Origin of the sequence: Salinisphaera sp. C84B14, assembly GCF_040361435.1 — a bacterium.
Classification (GTDB): Bacteria; Pseudomonadota; Gammaproteobacteria; order Nevskiales; family Salinisphaeraceae; genus Salinisphaera.
Genome location: NZ_APNL01000013.1, coordinates 17,258 through 36,748 on the forward strand (window position 1 = coordinate 17,258; position 19,491 = coordinate 36,748).

The 19,491-nt window shown below is 64.5% G+C and carries 16 protein-coding genes; 8 read left to right on the plus strand and 8 right to left on the minus strand.

All coding sequences use genetic code 11. The features are described 5' to 3' along the window. Positions 1-157: 157 nt before the first annotated feature. A complete protein-coding gene (locus C84B14_RS18000; RefSeq protein ID WP_502949908.1) occupies positions 158-235 on the plus strand; it encodes a DUF7218 family protein in 78 nt (25 codons plus the stop codon). Between the two features lie 117 nt (positions 236-352). Here the strand turns inward: C84B14_RS18000 and C84B14_RS12110 are convergent, their stop codons facing one another. The 4 genes from C84B14_RS12110 to C84B14_RS12125 form a co-directional block, all read right to left on the minus strand. Further along, on the minus strand, positions 353-766 hold the full coding sequence (locus C84B14_RS12110; protein ID WP_353224392.1) for a DoxX family protein: 414 nt from the start codon (positions 764-766) through the stop codon (positions 353-355). Between the two features lie 83 nt (positions 767-849). Beyond that, positions 850-2,277 (minus strand): MATE family efflux transporter, encoded by a 1,428-nt coding sequence (locus tag C84B14_RS12115; RefSeq protein WP_353224394.1) that lies wholly within the window; start codon positions 2,275-2,277, stop codon positions 850-852. A 77-nt stretch (positions 2,278-2,354) separates the two neighbouring features. Continuing rightward, on the minus strand, positions 2,355-2,894 hold the full coding sequence (locus C84B14_RS12120) for an asparaginase domain-containing protein (RefSeq protein WP_353224396.1): 540 nt from the start codon (positions 2,892-2,894) through the stop codon (positions 2,355-2,357). A gap of 27 nt (positions 2,895-2,921) precedes the next feature. Beyond that, on the minus strand, positions 2,922-3,926 hold the full coding sequence (locus C84B14_RS12125) for a zinc-dependent alcohol dehydrogenase family protein (RefSeq protein WP_353224397.1): 1,005 nt from the start codon (positions 3,924-3,926) through the stop codon (positions 2,922-2,924). Between the two features lie 214 nt (positions 3,927-4,140). On the opposite strand from C84B14_RS12125, the gene C84B14_RS12130 reads away from it, so the two are divergent. After that, entirely contained in the window at positions 4,141-5,280 is a 1,140-nt protein-coding gene (locus C84B14_RS12130; protein WP_353224399.1) for a hypothetical protein, read from the plus strand. A gap of 14 nt (positions 5,281-5,294) precedes the next feature. Here C84B14_RS12130 and C84B14_RS12135 read toward each other — a convergent pair whose 3' ends face one another. After that, entirely contained in the window at positions 5,295-6,152 is an 858-nt protein-coding gene (locus C84B14_RS12135; RefSeq protein WP_353224400.1) for an EamA/DMT transporter family protein, read from the minus strand. Here C84B14_RS12135 and C84B14_RS12140 point away from each other — a divergent pair. The 3 genes from C84B14_RS12140 to C84B14_RS12150 all read left to right on the plus strand — a co-directional run bounded on the left by C84B14_RS12140 (position 6,151) and on the right by C84B14_RS12150 (position 9,395). Then, entirely contained in the window at positions 6,151-6,636 is a 486-nt protein-coding gene (locus C84B14_RS12140) for a DUF6314 family protein (RefSeq protein ID WP_353224401.1), read from the plus strand. The two genes, C84B14_RS12135 and C84B14_RS12140, sit on opposite strands and share 2 nt — an antisense overlap. A gap of 140 nt (positions 6,637-6,776) precedes the next feature. Next, positions 6,777-7,388: a 2-hydroxychromene-2-carboxylate isomerase gene (locus C84B14_RS12145; RefSeq protein WP_353224403.1), complete on the plus strand. Its 612-nt coding sequence runs from the start codon at positions 6,777-6,779 to the stop codon at positions 7,386-7,388. 138 nt (positions 7,389-7,526) lie between these two features. Beyond that, positions 7,527-9,395 (plus strand): sigma-54-dependent Fis family transcriptional regulator, encoded by a 1,869-nt coding sequence (locus C84B14_RS12150; RefSeq protein ID WP_353224405.1) that lies wholly within the window; start codon positions 7,527-7,529, stop codon positions 9,393-9,395. A gap of 358 nt (positions 9,396-9,753) precedes the next feature. On the opposite strand, the gene C84B14_RS12155 is transcribed toward C84B14_RS12150, so the two are convergent. From C84B14_RS12155 to C84B14_RS12165, 3 genes are all read right to left on the minus strand, one after another. Further along, positions 9,754-11,910, minus strand: coding sequence for a PQQ-dependent dehydrogenase, methanol/ethanol family (locus C84B14_RS12155; RefSeq protein WP_353224406.1), 2,157 nt, complete (start codon positions 11,908-11,910; stop codon positions 9,754-9,756). 22 nt (positions 11,911-11,932) lie between these two features. Then, positions 11,933-13,378, minus strand: coding sequence for an aldehyde dehydrogenase (gene aldA / locus C84B14_RS12160; RefSeq protein WP_353224408.1), 1,446 nt, complete (start codon positions 13,376-13,378; stop codon positions 11,933-11,935). Between the two features lie 386 nt (positions 13,379-13,764). After that, entirely contained in the window at positions 13,765-15,396 is a 1,632-nt protein-coding gene (locus C84B14_RS12165) for a dihydroxyacetone kinase subunit DhaK (protein ID WP_353224410.1), read from the minus strand. Positions 15,397-15,666: 270 nt separating this feature from the next. On the opposite strand from C84B14_RS12165, the gene C84B14_RS12170 reads away from it, so the two are divergent. The 3 genes from C84B14_RS12170 to C84B14_RS12180 all read left to right on the plus strand — a co-directional run bounded on the left by C84B14_RS12170 (position 15,667) and on the right by C84B14_RS12180 (position 19,281). Then, complete coding sequence (locus tag C84B14_RS12170; protein WP_348767685.1) at positions 15,667-16,029, plus strand: DUF427 domain-containing protein; 363 nt, start codon at positions 15,667-15,669, stop codon at positions 16,027-16,029. Between the two features lie 90 nt (positions 16,030-16,119). After that, the gene (locus C84B14_RS12175; protein ID WP_353224412.1) at positions 16,120-17,448 is read left to right on the plus strand and encodes an MFS transporter; all 1,329 of its coding nucleotides are present in this window, start codon (positions 16,120-16,122) and stop codon (positions 17,446-17,448) included. 126 nt (positions 17,449-17,574) lie between these two features. Next, positions 17,575-19,281: a PilZ domain-containing protein gene (locus C84B14_RS12180; protein ID WP_353224414.1), complete on the plus strand. Its 1,707-nt coding sequence runs from the start codon at positions 17,575-17,577 to the stop codon at positions 19,279-19,281. Positions 19,282-19,491 lie beyond the last annotated feature (210 nt).

Consider the following 19,491-nt stretch of genomic DNA (forward strand, 5'->3'; position numbering starts at 1 on the left):
CAACCCGGCCCGGCGCTTCGCACCGACGACGGGGCAGGTTCGGACGCGGTGATTCACGACAATACGTGGCCTACCTTCGGGAATGGGTCGTTCTACGTATTGGCCTCATTCATCGCCGCGCCAGAATTGCACGCGTCATTCACGCCCGGATACCAGCATGACCGAAAACGACAACGATCGCAGCAGCATCAAGGATCCGGAACAGTACGAAGCGCTGCGAGACGAGGGTATGTAGGAACCTCCGATCGGCTGCACACGGGTCGTGCCGGCGTCGTTGCGCGTGGCTGGCAAGACAAGAATGATCTGATCGAGGCCCTGCGCTCGCACTGAGCTCGGGCCGCGTTCAAATCGATCAATAGAAATCGCCGTAGCCGCTGCGCGCGCGGCGCATGGCGTAGGCGATCCATACCAGGATGACGAGCTGCAAGGGCAGCCGCGCATACAAAAGCCAGGGTGCGAACTGGCTGAACTGTTCCGGGTTCTGGGCCATGTAGATATTGGCGGGGAATACCGCCAGCGTGAGCAGCAGCAGCCCGAAACCCGCGAGCCGGCGGGTACGCCGCATGAGAATACCGATCGCGCCCAGCAGCTCGCCCAGGCCGCTGATCGCCACCATCAACGCCGGCATGGGGATGTAGTCCGGCACGATGGCCAGGAAAAAATCCGGGAACATGAAATGCCCGATGCCGCTTGCCAGAAAGAACAGGGCAAGCCCGAGCAGGGCCAGCAGATGGGATCTGGAATGGGTGGACAGGGCATGGCTCATGAACGGGTCTCGTCGAATCGCGAAAAAGCGGGCTCGCTGCATAGCCTACGCGCTGTCGCCGGCTTTGCCATGCACACAGGCAGCTAGCGCAGGGTGGTGTTGGTGACGCTGCCCGGCCGGTAGCGCGACACCGCGCTTTCCGGCGCGGGTTCTTCGATGACGTTGCGATGTTTCCAGGTGCCGCGCGCAAACCAGATCACCACGATCAGCGCGGTGAGCACGTTCTGGATCGGATAGGCAATCCAGATGCCGGTCGCGCCCAGCCCGCTGCGCTCGGCCAGCAGCCAGGCCAGCGGAAACTGCAGCATCCACTGCGACACCAGCGCGATGGCCATGGCCACCAGCGTATTGCCGGAGCCGCGAAACGCGCCGGTGAGCACGATCTGCGCGCCCACCACGCCATAGGCCAGCGCGGTGATGCGCACGAACAGGCTGCCGGTTTCGATGACGGCCGGCGCGTCGGGCACGAACAGGGTCACGATGGGCCGCGCGAACACGAACGTCACCACGCCCACCAGCGACAGCAGCACGAAGCCGATCGCAGCACTCAGCCAGGCGGTGCGTTCGGCGCGGTCGATACGCTGGGCACCGATGTTCTGGCCGATCAGCGCAGAGCTGGCCTGCGACAGGCCCAGCGCCGGGATGATCACGAAGCTGAGCATGCGCGTGCCAATCCCGTAGGCCGCGAGCGTGATCGTGCCAAAGCCGGCTACCAGAACCGTCATGAGCATGAGCCCAAGCGCGCGCGTGGACTGCTCCACGGCCGCGGGCAGCCCGAGCTTGAGCAAACGCCAGATCAGAGCGAACTCGGGCACTAAATGGCTACGCCGCAGGCGGATGCCGTAGCGCCCGGAAAACAGCATGGCCAGGCCCACCACCGCAGCCAGGCCCTGGGTGACGACCGTGGCCAGCGCGGCGCCGCTTACGCCCATACCGGGCACCGGCCCCCAGCCGAGGATGAACAAGGGGTCGAGCACGAAGTTCAGGGCCACGGTGCCGGTAACGATCAGCAACGGCGTACGCGCATCGCCCACCCCGCGCATGAGCGACTGAAAGATCACATAGGCAAACAGAAACGGCAGGCCCACGAACGACACGCGCAGATATTCCGTGGCCAGCGGCAGTACATCCTCGGCCGCCCCCAGGAAGGCGACCACCGCATGCGCGCCGATCACGCCAAGCACGGCCAGCACCAGCGATATGGCACCCACCCCGATCAAGGCCTGGGCCGAGACCCGATTGACCATCGCCGTATCGCCGCGGCCTTGGTACTGGGCCACGAGGATAGTGCCGGCCACCGCCAGGCCGAGCCCCAACGAGATCAGAAAGAAAATCACCGGAAAGCTCAGCGACACCGCAGCGACCGCGCTCGCGCCGAGCCGGCCCACCCAGAAGGTATCGATAAGCTGGTAGGCGGTCTGCAGCAGGTTGGCGAATACGATCGGCACGGCCAGCGAGAACAGCGCGGCTACGATCGAGCCCTCGGTGAGCGTGGGCGCTACGCGTGGCATGCCTTGTCCGGTATATCGCCGGCCGCCAAAGCTGGCTCGCGCCAGGCGCCGTATTGGCTAGACGACCCGCGCATCCTTCACGCCTGCGCCGTCAAGGTGAGGCGTTCGTAGTCCTTGCATACGCGATCGGCCGCGATGGCACGTCCGTGCATGACGGCATACACGCCCGGTGCCAGCAGTCGCGCGGCCATGAGTGCCTGGGCCACATTCTGCAGCCCGTCGCTCGCGGCAACCCGATAAGGACGCATGGCGCCGGTGAGCACGACCGGCAGCGTCGGCGAGAGCGTCGCATGCAGCGCCCTCGCGGTATCGGCCAGCGTATCCGTGCCGTGGGTGACAACCACCGCGTCGACCGTTTCGTCGGCGCATGTCCGCTGTACCGCAGCCACGATCGCATGGCGGTCGGCGTCGGTCATGTCGAGCGAATCCTTGGCCATGAGCCGTTCGATTTGGACCGCTACATCGGGCATGTCGAGACGGCCCAGCAGGTCGTCGATCACCGGCTCGGCCAGTGACAACTGCCCCGAGCGTGCATCGTAGCTTTTCTCGAGCGTGCCGCCGGTGGCGAGCACGGTCACACGGAACGGCGAACGGTCGACAGATTCGGTGGGGCTCATGCGCGCGGCTCGATACTCGGCAATGGCTTAGATGGTAATACCGATCTTGCCGAAATGCTGGCCGCTTTCCTGATAGCGGAATGCCTGCGCCAGTTCATCCAGGGCAAAGCAGCGGTCGATGATTGGCTCGATCCCGCTGGCCTCGATCGCCCGCACCATGTCCTGCTGCTGGGTACGGCTGCCTACGGTGATACCGGTCATGTTGAGGTTGGAATAGAAGAACGCCGCCGTGGGTACCTTGCCAGCCAGGCCGGTGAGTACGCCGATAAGGCTGATATGCCCGCCCATGCGACAGGCGGCGATCGACTGGGCGAGCGTGCCCGGGCCGCCGATTTCCACCACGGCATCGACGCCGCGCCCGTCGGCCAGTTCCTTCACGGCCTTGCCCCAGTCGGGATTCTCCACGTAGTTGACCGTGGCGTCGGCGCCCAGCGCGCGCAGGCGTTCGAGTTTGGCGTTCGAGCTGGAAGTCGCGATCACCCGTGCCCCCGCCGCGCGTGCGAACTGCAGCGCGAAGATCGACACACCGCCGGTGCCCATGGTCAAAACGGTATCGCCGGGTTTGATGCGCGCCTCGACCATCAGCGCGCGCCACGCGGTGAGCGCGGCACAGGGCAGCGTGGCCGCCTGCTGCGCGCTGTAGCCCGTCGGTGCACGGGTGAATGCCGTCATCGGCGCGGTGACATATTCGGCGGCCATGCCTTCGCCGCTGTCGCCCGGCGTGCCCTGGCGTTTGGCCGGCGTGATGGCGCCGTCCTGCCAGTTCGGAAAGAAGGTCGATACCACCTGATCACCCACGGCGAACTCGCTTACCTCGGCGCCGGTTTCCACGACCTCGCCCGCGCCGTCGGACATCAGCACCCGGCCGTCGGGCACGGCGATACTGCCATTGGCGACGGCATAGTCGTGGAAATTCAGCGAGCTGGCGGCGATGCGCACACAGACCTCGCCGGCCTGCGGCGAGCGCGGTTCCAGCGCCGTCGTTTCGATGCGATCCAATCCGCCCGGTTTGCGCAGTACGGCTGCTTGCATGTCGCGGTATCCTTAACGAAAATTTTACGCCGCCGGCATCCGGCTTTTAGCATAGGCGCCGACCTTAGCAGTTCGCCGACGCCAACAGCGCGCAGCAATCCAGCGATCTGCTAGATTGTTGCAGCGATTTGGCACGAGGGGCGGATCGCGCTTCGCGGTTTTCAGACGATGTCGTAAGTCGCGCTTTTCTATACTTTCCGTCCCGAGGTTTGGTATGTCGCCGCCTGTGCTGTCTGCGCCCAACGCTTATCATGCAACCACCGCCGAGCGGTGTGCATGGTGGCTGGCCAGCCTTTTTCTGGCCCTGTTTCTGAGCTGTCTGCGCCTGACCACGACGCGCCCGTTCGAACTCACGACCTTCAAGCAGCTGGTGCATTTCGAAGCCGTCGAGCCCTTTCAGCACCGGGTGCTGCTGCCGGCGATCGCGGCCGCGATCCAGCAAATCGCCCCGGTAGGCGAAACCCTGCTGTTCGCGCTCATGGAAGTGGCCGGCTGGATGCTGCTGATCGCCCTGGCCTATCGCGCCCTGGTGGTATTCAACGTCGGGCGCAGCGAGCCGGTGCGCCGCCTGCTGGCCTTCACCGTGCTGGTGCCCATGTTGCTGCACCTGATTGCACCCGATCTTCAGATGGCCGCTGCCCTGTCGTCGGACGGCTCGCCGCTGGATATCGGCGGCTGGGAACCGCGGGCAATCTTCTACTACGTTTACGATCTGCCGGCCGCGATGTTCACGCTGGCGCTGATTCTGTTGATGGTGCGCCTGACCCGGACCCCCGATCTACGCAGCTTTGCGCTGTACCTGGCGGTATTCGCCCTGGCCACCCTCAATCGCGAAACCACGCTGTTCCTGGTGCCGGCGTTCGCTCTGGTGCTGTGGCCGGTGGTGGGCTGGCGGCGTAATGCGCTGATGGTGGCAGCCCAGGCGGCCGTATTTCTGGCCATCCAGCTACCGCTGACTGCGCTGTTCGCGGGCAACACCAACCCCAACGCGCATATGGGCAACACCGCCTACGAGTTTCACCTGCTCTACAACCTCGAGGCGCTATCGAACCCGTTGTATCTGGTCACCTACATGGCCCGGTTCACGGCCGCTCTGTATTTGCCGGTGCTGCTCTGGCACCGCTATCTCGACCGGCGGCTGGCGATGAGCCTGCTGTTCTTCGCCCTGCCGCTGGCACTGGTGGCGATCGTGGTGGGCCGCATGGTCGAACAGCGCATCTTCATCGAGATCGTGCCGCTGGTCTGGCTGGCCGCCTTGCAAGTCATTGCCACCCGCACCGCGGGCTTGGAAAGCCCGCCCGAGCACGTTCATGCGCCGACCGGAATCGCCCAGCGCGCACGGCCGCCGGGCTGAAGCGCCGGCGCGAATCAAGCGCGCGCCGTCTGTCCGCGCCGACTCAGCCACAATGCCAGCACGATGATCGCGGCGCCGGCCGCCAAGCGCAACACATCCGCGTCGTGGTTCCACAACAGCAGGTTCACCGCCAGCCCGGCCGGTATGAGCGCGTTGTTCATCACCGCGAGGGTGGCCGCATTCACGCGGGTGGCGCCGATATTCCAGGCATAGAAGCCAAACCCCGAAGCGCCCAGGCCAAGCCATAGCAGCACGCCCCACTGCAGCGACGTGCCGGGCAGCGCGTCGGCATCGCCCAGCAGACAGAACAGCAGCAGCGACAATGGCCAAGCGCCGGCGAAGAACCAGCCAAACAATGCACGCCGTGGCAACTCAGGGGGCAACGCCAGGTGCAGGCGTCGATAACCCACCTGGCCGGCGGCAAAACACAGATTTGCCCCCTGCACGATCAGAAAGCCGTGCCAGTAGTCGGCGCTGATGGGCTGGTAGCGAATCACGGCGGCACCGGCCACCGCGCCGAGGGCGGCGAGCAGACAGCGGCTGTCGAAGCGGCGCTCGAGGGCGTCCTCGAGCAAGGAGATATAAATGGGCGTGAAGATGGTGAACAGCAGTACCTCGGGCACGGAGAGCCAGAGGAAAGACTGGTAGAAAAAGAAATACATCAAACCCAGTTCGACCGCGCCTACGGCCATCAATCCCGTGGCCAGTCGCCAGCCCAACCCGCGCAGGCGCATCATGGGCGCGAACACCAGCAGCGCGAGCGTGATGCGCGTGAGCACGGCAAAGGTGGCATCGACCTGGCCGGACAGATAGACACCGATCAGACTGAACGAAAACGCCCAAAGCCCGGTTACGCCAACCAGTATCCCCATGCCTCGATCTGCTCCGTACAACGTCGGAAAAACCGCGATTATAGAACTGCATTCGCGCCTGGCGGATATTCGTCGGCTGCGCTTTGAAGCCGAACCCGGCCCGGGTTCGCACACCGGCTGGGCCGGCCACGGCGAGGCCGAGGTGGCCGTGAGCGTGGACGCAGACGGTCTGCGCTTTCACGAGAGCGGCCAATTCACGCCTGCTGCCACCGGCACGGCGCTGTCTTTTCGAAACGTCTATCGATGGGTTGTTCACGACGACCGTATCGCGTTGTGGCACGAGCGTTTCGGCTGCGAGGCCGCCGTGTGGTTATTCGATCTCGTGGCGGCCGCCCCCGACGAACTCATCGCGGCCGAACGCCACCTCTGCGGCGAGGATCGCTACGACGCGCGCCTGCGACTGGTCGAGCACGGCTTCGAGCTGGGCTGGTCGATTACGGGGCCGCGCAAGGACGAAAAGCTGGCGTATCGGTATCTCTTCTAAGCGGTAATACCTCGTACCGATAGGCGACAGGACCGAAATTCGGCATTCTGGCTGCGGCATATGCTGGCAACGGCCGCCAGGCGGCGATCGCAAGCCGATACGAGGCCGTGGATACCCATAAACATAAAGAGATATAGACCATGGCCGAGCAACACGCTAACAAGACGCTGGAATTCTTCTTCGATTTCGGCAGCCCCAATGCCTATTTCGCCTACGAGCGGCTGCCCGGCGTGCTCGAACGCACGGGCGCGCGACTGGTGTGGCGCCCGATGCTGCTGGGCGCGGTGTTCAAGGCGACCCGCAACCAGTCGCCGGCGCTGATCGAATGCGCGCCCAAACGCGAATACCTTTGGCAGGACATGCAGCGCTTCGTCGACCGCTACGATATCGATTTCCAGCGCAACGACGCCTTCCCGATCAACACCCTGCCGCTGATGCGCGGCGCGATTGCGTATCTGGGCACGCCCAATTTCGAGCCTTACGTCAGCGCGATCTTCCACGCGCTTTGGGCAGACAACCGCAACCTCGGCGACAGCCATGAACTGAAGTCGACGCTCACCGAAGCCGGTCTGGACATCGCCAACTTCGAGGCTCAAATCGAAGACAGCACGACCAAGCAGGCGCTCAACGATGCCACCGCCGCTGCCGTGAGCCTGGGCATCTTCGGGGCGCCGAGCTTTATCGTGGACGGGGAACTGTTCTTCGGCCAGGACCGGCTGGACTTCGTCGAGCGGGCGCTGACCGAGGGCTGACAGACTCGCGTGTAGCAGTTGCAGCCGGCGCCGATGCCCGCAATAGTGGGCCACTCAATCGCAAGCCGTGGGCGAGATGCCGCGATGACACAGCCACACAGCGAAACCGTTCGCCGGGTTATTGACTCCGGCCAGGCCATGGCCCAAGAAAGCGGAGAGCGACTGATTCGCCAGTCTTGGCTGCGGTGCGCGCAAGAATATGGCCTGGAGCCCGAGCACAACCCCGGCATCCGTCAGGTAAGCGCAGGCTATCTGCAACAGCGCCGACAGCGGGTGGGCGAATATCTGGATATCGCGCGTACCGGGATGGACCAGCTCTATGGCCATATCGCGGGTCAGGGCTATACCACCATGCTGGCCGACAGCGACGGCATTACGCTGGAATGCCGCAGCGACGAGCGCGCCGACCCGGCACTGCGGGCGGCCGGGTTGCGTGAGGGTACCGTCTGGAATGAAAGCGTGGTCGGGACCAACGGCATTGGCACCTGTATTGCCGAGCAGCAAACGCTGACCTGCCATCGAACCGATCATTTCTATGCAGGCCATCTCGATCTGAGCTGTACTGCGGCCCCTCTCCATGATCCCTATGGTCGTGTCGCTGCGGTACTGGATATATCCGCGTTGTCGGTGCCGGGCGCGCGCGCCGGCCAGCAGCTGGCCTGGCATCTGACTTCGCTGTATGCGCGGCTGATCGAAGATAGCTATTTCAGCCATCACTTTAGCGATCACTGGCTACTGCGCCTGGGCCGCAATGCGGCGTTCGTGGACAATCATGCCGACCTGATCCTCGCGCTCGACGACGACGGCCTGATCGTGGGCGCGAACACCGGCGCACGTCAGATACTCCAGCCACCCAGCGGTCAAGACCCGGTAGGCCACGGGATCGGCGCGTTCTTCCGCGATGGCAACGCGCGTGTACACGCACTTAAAAAACGCCAGGACAGCGTACGTATTCGCAGCTGGAGCGACGACAACTTCCATGCGGCGATGTCGCAGCCGCGCCGCGCTGCCACGCGCGGGCGCGCAGCCCAAGCAAATGCACGCGCCGGCTCGCTACAGGCCATCGCGGGCAACGACACCACAATGCAGCGCCTGATTGCACAGGCGACGCGCCTGGCGAGCAAGCCCATCGATCTGCTTATCCAGGGTGAAACCGGCTCCGGCAAGGAAGTGCTCGCTCGCGCATTGCACGCAGCCAGCGACCGCTCGAACGCTGCGTTCGTCGCTATCAACTGCGCCGCCCTGCCCGAGTCGCTGATCGAAAGCGAGCTGTTCGGCTACGCCCCCGGCACGTTTACCGGCGCACGCCAGCAGGGCATGAAGGGCCTGCTGCAACAGGCACAAGGCGGCACCCTGTTCCTGGACGAGATCGGTGACATGCCGGTGGCGCTACAGACACGCCTGCTGCGGGTGCTGGCCGAACGCGAAGTATTGCCGCTGGGCAGCGATACGCCGATTGCGCTCGACGTGCGCTTCATTACCGCGACCCATCGTGATCTCACCACGCTGATCGCGGCGGGGAGCTTTCGCGAAGACCTCTACTACCGCCTGGCCGGCGGCACGTTATCGCTGCCTGCGCTACGCCAGCGCAGCGACGTCGACTGGCTGATCGACCGCCTGCTTGAAAACGAAGCCGAGGCGCTGGGGTGCCGCGCCCGCCTCAAGCCGGAGGTACGCGAGCGTCTGCTCGCCCACGACTGGCCCGGCAACATACGCGAGCTGCGTAACGTGCTGCGCTTCGCGCTCGCGCTGGCCGACGACGACGGCATCGATATGGCCGACCTGCCGGCCTCGCTCGCGACGACCGATACGGCCGTGCTGACCAACGAGCGAGTCACGCCGCCCACCGACGAACAAACCGAGACACCGCGTGAACGCCTGCTCGCCCATCTGCGCGAGCAGGACTGGAATATTGCGCAGGTGGCGCGTGATCTATCCGTCGCCCGTTCGACCGTCTATCGGCGCATGGCCCGGCTGCAGATCGTCGACCCTCGATACCGGCACTAGATACAGCGGCAACCGCCATTGCTGTACGCATGAAAAAGGCCGCGTCGGATGACGCGGCCTTTGTTGCTAAGGAACCTCTGATCTATTCATCCACGGTCGCGTTTGAGTCCCAAAAGGCCGCGATACAAGGCGCATGGCGCCGCGTCATAGCCACTCTATGATCCAGCCATGCAACGCCGTAGCGCGGCCTTTTGGGCCAAACCGCTTAGCGGCCGGGCTTTTGCGCGCGCCTGAGCGGCGTTGCCGCTCGCTTATTTGCATTCAGCAAACGGCGCCCGCCGCGTCTTGCCAAACGCGCGCAAAAGACACCGGCGCGACCGTAGATGAATAGATCAGAGGTTCCCTAAGAAACGCCCCTTTACTGGTCGTCGCTGTATTCCTCGTCGAGCAGATCGTTGGCCCGCTTGATGAGGTAGGCATGGATCTTTTCGATCTGTGCCGGCTCGAGCACCTCGGCATAGGACGGCATGCCCTTGCTCAGGCGCGCGCCCATCACGATCGCCTTGAACTGATCGTGGGTATCGGCCGACAGACGACGCAGATCCGGCGTCACGCCGCCGCTCGCGGCATTCATGCCGTGACACTGGCTGCAATGACCGTTCATCAGATCCTTGCCTTCGGCGATGTCCGCCGCGCTTGCCGTCTGCTCGGGCGGTTCCGGCTTGGCCAGCGGCGGGAAATCAGGCTCGGCCAGCTTCTCCTTGCCGCCGATCTTGAAGGTCAACACCTCGGCATACGGGCGCACACCGGCGTTCTTGGACTGGCCGCCCGCAAACGTGGAGAACGCGCCGCCCCAGCCCACCATGAAGGTGACGTACTGCTCGCCGCCGGCCATATAGGTCACCGGCGCGGCCATCACGCCGCTGTTGGCCGGCGATTCCCATAGCTTCTTGCCATCGGTGGCGCGATAGGCCACCACGCGACCGTCTGCCGTGCCCTCGAACACGAGATTGCCCGCGGTCGAGAGGGTGCCGCCGTTGAAGATGGTCTTGTGGGGTACTTCCCAGACTTTTTCCTGCTTGACCGGATCCCAGGCCAGCAGACCGCCGGTCCAGCGATCGGCCCAGGACTGCATTTCCTCGGCATCGTCGGACATGGCCGCGGCCTTGGTGCCGAGCTGGTAGAAGCCCTTCTGCGGTGTCCATTCCGGGTCCCGTACGTCTTCGTAGGTCACCTCGAAGTAGTGCTTGGGTATATAGACCAGGCCGGTATTCGGGTTGTAGGACATCGGCTGCCAGTCGTGACCGCCCCAGAAGCCGGGCTGTACGACGACCGGGCCGTCCTGCTCCCAGTACTTGGCGTGGTCGGTGAACACCGGCCGTCCGGTTTCCAGGTCCACTTTCTCGGCCCAGTTGACCGGCGCATATTTCTCGGCCGAGATTACCTTGCCGGTCTTGCGGTCGAGCACGTAGAAGAAGCCGTTCTTGGGCGCCTGCATGATCACTTCGCGTTTCTTGCCGTCGATTTCGAGATCGGCAAGGATCATGTGCTGGGTCGCGGTATAGTCCCAGGCGTCGCCCGGCGTGGTCTGGTAGTGCCAGACATACTCGCCGTTATCGGGGTTGATCGCCAGGATCGACGACAGGAACAGGTTGTCGCCCTTGGCATCGGAACGTGCCTTGTAATTCCACATCGAGCCGTTGCCGACACCGACATAAAGCAGGTTCAGGTCAGGATCGTAGGCCATGGAATCCCAGGCCGTGCCACCGCCGCCCTGCTCGATCCAGGCATCGCCGTGCCAGGTCTTGGCAGCCATTTCCAGCGCTTCGTTTTCCTGCGGCTTGGCCGGGTCGCCCGGCACGGTGAAAAAGCGCCAGGCCTTGTCGCCGGTTTCGGTATCGTAGGCGGTGATATAGCCGCGTACGCCGAACTCGGCGCCGCTGTTGCCGATGATCACCTTGTCCTTGACGATACGCGGCGCACCGGTAATGCCGTAGCTGCGATCGTGATCGATGATCGTATCGACCGACCAGACTTCCTTGCCGCTGGCGGCATCGATGGCCACCATGCGCCCGTCCAGCGTGCCGAGAAAGACCTTGCCTTTCCATACGGCCACGCCGCGGTTGACCACGCCGCAGCAAAAACTGGCCGCCTTGGTGCGATCGACCTTCGGGTCGTGCTTCCACAGCAGTTCACCGGAGGCGGCATCGAAGGCATATACGATGCTGTAGGCGCCGGTGGTGTACATCACGCCGTCGACCACGATCGGCGTGGCCTCGACGCCGCGATCGACGTCCAGCTTGTATTGCCAGGTCAGACCCAGCTCATCGACATTCTCGTCGTTGATGTCGTCCAGCGGGCTGTAGCGCTGTTCGTCGTAGGTCCGGCCGGTGCTCATCCAGTTGCCGGGTTCCTTGTCGGCATTGATGATGCGCTCGCCGTCGACATCGGCCGGCCCGCGGGCGCCGCTGCCGGTTTCGGCAAACGCCACGGGCTGGCAGAACGCGAACAACGCCAGGGCGAGCCCGGTATGACGTCGCCAGGCATGCGACGGGTGGAATCTCTGCGTATTCATATTGTTGTTTCTCCTCGGTGCGTTAGCCGTGCTGCATGTAGACGACGTGCGTCTCCATGAACTCGTAGAGGCCGTGCTTGCCGTCGGCACCGCCGATACCGGACTTGCGCCGGCCGGCATGAAAGCCCTGCATGGCCTCGAAATTCTCGCGGTTGATATAGGTCTCGCCGTACTGCAGTCCGCGTACGGCCTGCATCGCGGCGTTGATGTTGGTGGTGTAGATCGACGAGGTGAGGCCGTAGTCGGAATCGTTGGCGAGCGCGATGGCTTCATCCAGCGAATCGACGGTCTGCATGGGCAGGACCGGGCCAAAGATCTCGTCGCGCATGATTGCCATGTCGGCGCGGCAATCGGTGAGCAGCGTGGGCAGATAGTGATAGCCCTGGCCCAGGTCGGCGGTCGTGCCGCCGGTGACCACGGTCGCGCCATCGGCCTTGGCCTGCTCGACCATGGCAGCGACCTTGTCCAGCCCGGCCTTGTTGATGAGTGGGCCCATGTCGAGCTCGTCCTCGGCTGACGGGTCGCCGTAGCGGGTCGCTTTCAAATGCGCCGCAATCTTCTCGGCCAGCGGCTCGGCAACGCTCTTCTCGACATAGATCCGCTCGGCGCAGTTGCAGACCTGGCCGGTATTGATGGTGCGCGAATCGCAGATCGCTTTTGCGGCCAGATCGAGATCGGCGTCGGCCAGCACGATCGCCGGCGCCTTGCCGCCGAGTTCCAGATTCACCCGCGCCAGATTCGTCGCCGCCGTGGCCATGATCCGCGAGCCGGTCGCCACGCTGCCGGTGAAGGTGATCAGGCGTACGTCCGGGTGGGCACACAGCGCGTTACCGGTCACTGCACCGCGTCCACCCACGAGATTGAACACGCCCGCGGGCAAGTCGGTTTCTGCAACCAGCTTCGCGAACGCATAAGCATTGAGCGGCGTTTCCTCGCTGGGCTTGATGACCACGGTATTGCCCGTGACCAGCGCCGGCGCCATCTTGCGTGCGATCAGAAAGAAGGGGAAATTCCAGGGCAGGATGCCGGCCACCACGCCCACAGGCTTGCGCAACAGGAAGATGCTTTCACCGGCACGATCGCTCTCGATGACCTCGCCCTCGATACGACGCGCCCACTCGGCCATGTAGTCGATATAGTCCGCGGTGAAGTTGACTTCCACCTCGGCCAGTGCCCGTACCTTGCCCTGTTCGCGCACGATGATGTCGGCGAACTCGGCCACCCGCTCACGCAGTTTCGCGCTGATCTGGCGCAGATAACCGGCACGCTCGATCGCCGGACGCTTTTCCCAGGCCGGCTGGGCACGACGCGCAGCGGCCACGGCCGTATTCACCACGTCTGCATCGCTATCGGGGATATGGCCGATGGTGGCCTGGGTGGCCGGGTTTTCGACCGCGATCGATTCGCCATGGACGGCCACGAAATGACCGTCGATAAAATTCTGTTCGGGTTCTGCCGGCTTGCTCATGGATAGCGCTCCTTGTCGAAAGAAGACGCTCGAGGGCGGGCATCGACGCACCGCCACAGCCGACGCGTCGACCGCTATCGCAGCCGAACAGACATCGCCGGGGCACGCCGTTTTGGGATCTCCTCGAACGCCATTTTTATGCGGCTGTCATACAGACCGCGTTTTATTGATCACGACAGGAGCAAGCGGCATGCCAGCCGATCCGCGAACCCGCAGCAAGGCCAACGGGCACAACAAGAAAACAACCAGGCATCTGTTTTTAATGGATTTTTATAAATACGGGCGCCGCGTGACGCGAGCGCACCGGCACGCTACAGCTGTTGCATTGCGACAGCCGCCGCGCGTCACCTGTTGCGGCGAATGCAACAGATGACGCGCGACGAAAACTAGCCCTCGGCCAACTGCTGCCAGACACGCGCGATTGCTTCGGCGCCCGGATCGGTGAGGTCGCGCAGGGCGTTTTCGGGCACATAGGCCGAGCGCCCGGCCCGGGCATGGGTCATGGATCGCGTCGCATCGGCCCCGGTGCGTGCCGATTTGGCAGCCGCCGACAGACCGCCGCCGTCGGCGAGGGCCTCGACCGCCGGAATCAACGCATCGAGCAGCGTGCGGTCGCCCGGGGCGGCGCCGCCGTAATGCTGCATGCGTTCGATACCGCGACCGAGTGCGCCGGCCCAGTCGCTGCCCTCGTCCAGCGCCGCGCCGGTGGCCGTGCACAGAATCGATAGCAGCACGCCGCTCGAGCCGCCCATGTCGCGGGCGAGAATTTCACCGATTTCATAGGCCAGGCGTGCATCTTCGCCGCTCGACAGTGCCTGTGCCTGCAGGGCATCGCCGATCGCCCGGGCACCGGCGGCGAACGTGGTGCCGGTATCGCCGTCGCCGGCCTTGGCATCGAGCGCATCGAGTTCGTCCTTCGACTCGATCAGACGCTGTACGACGCCTTCGATGCGCTGTTCACGATCGGTGTCGCGCTTGCCAACCGGGTCGTCGGAAGCAGCACTCAGCTCGACATCGAAGGTGTCGATTGCCTGCGGGCGATACAGCCCGGGCCAAGCCGGCGCCGCCACCGCCGATTGCAGGGCCGTGACAAAGTCGTCTTCCGCGGCCAGCAGCGTTACCGAGAAACCGTGCATATCGAGCGAGGTCATCAAGGCAGCCGGGGCCACCACATGGGCCACGCGTTCGGCCGGCAGACGGGCCAGCAGTTCGTTGAAGAGCACGCCCATTTCCTGGGTCGCACAGCCGCCCAGATTGTTGAGCATGACGAGCAGCGGCGTATCGGTGCCGGCGCGTTCGTTGATGGTTTCGAGCAACGGCTCGAGTACCAGCTGCATGGCATCGCCGGCATCCGCCGGATCGACCTCGCGTACGCCGGGTTCGTTATGGATGCCCAGACCCAGCTCCGCGCTGCGCCGGTCGATGGCATGGCCGGGCAACGTACAGCTCGACAGCGACAGCCCGATCGAGCACAGGCCATCGCAGACGCGCTGGGCCATATCGGCCACGGTGTCGAGGTCCGCGCCGGACGCCGCATAGTGACCGGCGATCTTATGGACCAGCACGGTCCCGGCCAGACCGCGTTTCTGGGTCGCATCCGACAAGGCGATATCGTCGGCGACGATCACGCTGCGCACGCGATAGCCTTCGCGGGTGGCGCGCTCGGCCGCCAGGCCGAAGTTGAGCCGGTCGCCGGTATAGTTCTTGATGACCAGCAGGCAGCCGGCCTCGCCGCAGGTCGCACGAATGGCGGCGAGCACCGCCTCCACGCTGGGCGAGGTAAAGATATCGCCGGCGATCGCGCCGGCGAGCATACCGTCGCCCACGAAGCCGGCATGCGACGGTTCATGCCCGGCGCCGCCACCGGACAGCACGGCAACCCGCGATTTGTCCCAGTCGCTATCGACCACGACGCGCACGCCGTGCGTTTCGGCACTGCGTTTGATCGGCGCGATCCGTGCCAGGCCGTCGATCGCCTCGTCGACGACCCGTTCGGGGGCGTTATAGAAAAAATCCATCTCGTATTCCTCACTTGGCTGACAGTCCCGTGCACGGGTGGGCGTTTCGCTCATCCGAGGCCATGCACAAGACGAACTGGCCCGGGCTTGCCTGTGGCACGCAGAGTTGTCTGTGCTGGACGACGGCGGGCCTGTTTTGCGGCGAATTCAACAGTCGTGAAAATTGGCGCGGCGTCGCTTGATTTATCCGACTACAACACCAGACTATGGGCCCGGACGCCACCCGCTATAGCAGCGTATCGACTGACCGCAGACATTCCAGGAGCCGCCATGCCGGCCTATTTCGACGACCGTATCGAGTTGCAGGCACATGGCGCGCTCCTGTGCGTGTACGCCGGCAGCCAGCAAATCGGGCACACCGAGCAGGCAATACGCCTGAGCGAACGCGGCTATGAAGATCGTTTCTATCTGCCCTGGGCGGCGATCGTGTCCGACTGCCTGCAGCGCTCGGACAAGCAGACGCATTGCCCGTACAAGGGCGATACGCGCTATTACCATGTGGTGATCGACGGCGTTTGCCACGAGAACGCGGGCTGGGTGTACCCGCAGCCACGCGTTGAAATGGCGGCCATCGCCGGGCGTATCGCCTTCGATCATCCGCAGATCAGGCTCGCAGGCGCCGAGCCCGCCTAGCGCACCCGCGCTGCCCGATGCGCCGCCGCCACCGACGGCGTTCGCATCCAGTTGCAATTACTGTTTTCCCCCGTTTGTTTTGGTTCTCCGATGACACGCTTGGCCACCTCCCTGATCGCGCTTATTGCCAGTATCGTGCTGCTGATCAGCGGCAACGCATTCCTGATGACGCTGCTCGGCCTGCGCCTGAGCGTGGAAGGTTTTTCCACCAGCCTGATCGGCTGGATTCTGGTGTGTTATTCGGTCGGCTTTACCCTCGGCACCGTATTCGCCGAGCGGGTGGTCGAGCGCGTCGGCCATATCCGCGCGTTTGCCGTGTTCGCGGCCGCACTGGCGGTGACCATCCAGATCTACCCGCTGGCCGTGAACGCGCCGCTGTGGGCCGCACTGCGCGCGTTTGCGGGTTTTGCCATGGCCGGCCTGATGATTGTCATGGAGAGCTGGTTTTCCAGCCGCGCGACCAATGACAACCGGGCGCGGCTGTTTGCCGTGTATCAGATCGTGTTCTTTCTCTCGACGGCGTCGGGCCAGCTGCTCATCAACGTCAGCGCGCCGGAGAACGTATTCCCCTTCACGCTCGCGGCGATGCTGGTGACCGTGGCGGTGATTCCGCTGTCGTTGACGCGCATGGATGCACCGACGGTTGAAGGCGCCGAGCGTTTGTCGCTGGTATCGCTCTATCGCACCTCGCCGGTGGGCGTCAGTGCGGCGTTGATCGCGGGGCTGCTGGTGAACGCCTTCTATGCGATGGCGCCGGTGTATGCGGATCGCATCGGCCTGCCGACCGATCGCCTGTCGCTGTTCATGGCCAGCGCGATCGTCGGCGCGATGCTGCTGGCCTGGCCGATCGGGCGTTTGTGCGATCGCTTCAACCGGCGGCGGGTGCTCATGGGCGTGCTCGTGGTGGCGGCGATGACAAGTGCTGCCATCCCGTTCGTCGGCAATACCCATGCGGTCGTGCTGATCGCGGTTGTCGGTCTGTACATGGGCTTGTCAGCGGCGCTGTACCCGGTTTCGGTCGCGATCACCAACGACCAGATGCCCAGCCACCGGATCACCGCCGCCAGCACGACGCTGCTGCTGGCCTACGGTATCGGCAGCTGTATCGGACCGGTGGTGGCAGCCACGGCCATGGACGAGTTCGGGCCCAACGGCCTGTTCTATACTAATACCGTCTTTCTGGCGGTGCTGGGCGTCTACCTGCTCTATCGTCTGCAGCGCCGCGCCGATGTGCCGGCCGAGGAACGCGTGGACTACTACACGACATCCCCGCAGGGCGGGTATCATCTCTACGAGCTTGACCCGCGCAATACCGATTTCCAACCGGGCGGCGAGAGCGCCCGCGCGGTCGGCATACGCATCGGGCGCACCGTCTTCGGCGCGGCAGGGCGTGCGCATGCCGCAACCCGCGGTCGCTGACTTTTCCGGCCTATGGCGAATTGATGACAATATCCAGCCAAGCCCCTATTCAATCCCGCGCATGCGCGGCCGATAGGGGCATGACGACAAACCCGATCGCTACCGCCCGCGCGGTTACTTTCGCCCGTGATTGACGCCCCCCGTATCGAGATAAACGATGGCGACCGCGTCGCCAGCGCCTTCGAAGCCATGCAGGAGCGCCCCTACTGCGATCTGCGCCTGGAGTGCGTAGCTACCGGAGAGCGCTTCGATATCCAGGAATTTCGTATCGAGGCCGGCGGCCAGCGCATCCGGCTGATGATCGACGTGCTTGGACTGGCCCGTGATCGCTTCGCCGCGGGCGTGCGCCTGCATGCAAGCCTTGGCACGGAAGCGCTGTTGTTCAGCGGTATCGCGGTCGAACAATTCAGTATCGAGGCCGATCCGCCACAGCTGATCGTGGCCAAGCCCGAACGGGTCTATGTCTCCAACAAGCGTGAATCCACCCGGGTTCGGCTGGTGCGCGGCATGCGTGCGCTGGTGCAGTTGCAGGTGCACGAAAACCACGCGCCCATCGACGCGCGGCTGATGGACCTGTCGCTGGGCGGCTGCGGTATCGAAATCGAGCTGCGCTCGGGCATGCTGCTGACCCATGGGCAACAGGTTGCCGCACTGCTCATCGAGTTCCCCAACGGCACCCGCGCTTCGATGGCCGCCGTGGTACGCCATGTGCAGATGGCCGAACGTAATGCCTACGCCTACGTCGGCTTTTCATTCGCCACCACCGGGGCCGGACGCCAGACCGAAGTGCCGGCACTGCTGCGCGAAATGGAGCGCGAGATCGCGTTTCGTGCCGGCCAGGGCCGCAATCACATGATTCAGCCCTCGCGGCTGTTCATCGGCGGCGCCGAGTCACCGGTGGCGGTCCGCCTGGATCGGCAGGAGAAAGGGCCCTACGCAAGCACCACCGCGATGGTGGGCCCGCTGCGCCATGTGGCGCATGTGCTGGGCACGGCCGCCATCGCGTTGCGCCATGGCCGCGAGCTGCCTATCGACGAACTCGAAAAATGCGCGGATACGCTCTGCAAGCTGCTGGCCGAAGATCGCGCGGCGTTTCTCTATGCGCTGTGCTGCCTGAGTGAACAGCCCGCGCTGCTGCACCATTGTATTGCGGTCGCCGGGCGCCTGGCCGATCTGGTCCAGGGCGAGGAGACGCTGGTTCGTAATCTGCGCGATATCGTGCTGGCCGCGCTCGTGCACGACCTGGGCAATATCCGACAGGCCGGGCCGCAGACCGCGGCGACCGACCCGTTGATTACCGACCCGAGCGCGCCGACGAACAGCCATATGGAACTCAACCCGGCGCTGGGCTCGGCCGGCTCCTGGGCGGCAAGCGGCGCACGCCGTGCGGTGATCGAAGGCCTCAATTCGACCGATGCCGCCGATGCGGGCCAGCTACCCGTCGCCCTGGCCGCGCTCGCGCGTGCTGCCCGTATCGTGGACCTGATCGACGTCAAGGTCCGGGGCGGTATCGGCGCCCACGAGGCGGCAACGCCGCTCGACGTGTTTCGTGACCTATACCATAGCTGTGACGAAGCCGACCGCGAGTGGCTGCAGCGTTACATGAAGCGTCATGGTATTTACCCGATCGGTAGCCTCGTTCACTGTTCGAGTGGCTTTCTTGCCTGGGTATTGCGCCTTGGCGAGGACGGCCAGCCCGCGCGCATCCGGGTGGTGCGCAGCATGGATAATTCGCGTCGGCTCAATCAGATACTCGGCCGAGCGGACTTCTCCCAGATCGGCAAGATCGACCAACCGGCCCTGCCACAGAGATTCGGGCTCAAACCTTTCTGACACGCACGCGTCGCACCGGCGCCCTGCCCGGCGGTTGACCGGAGCAACATTTCGCAACACCCCGCCCCCGCACTGCGCGCCCCAGGCGTATCAGGCAAGGCGCGGGCCGCCGAGCGTGGCGGGCCCACGGTCAAGGCCCGCCAGCGGCATGGCGCCTCCGGCGCGGGCAACCCCCAACGAATAACGATCGGTCGACGGCCAAGCCGCGAC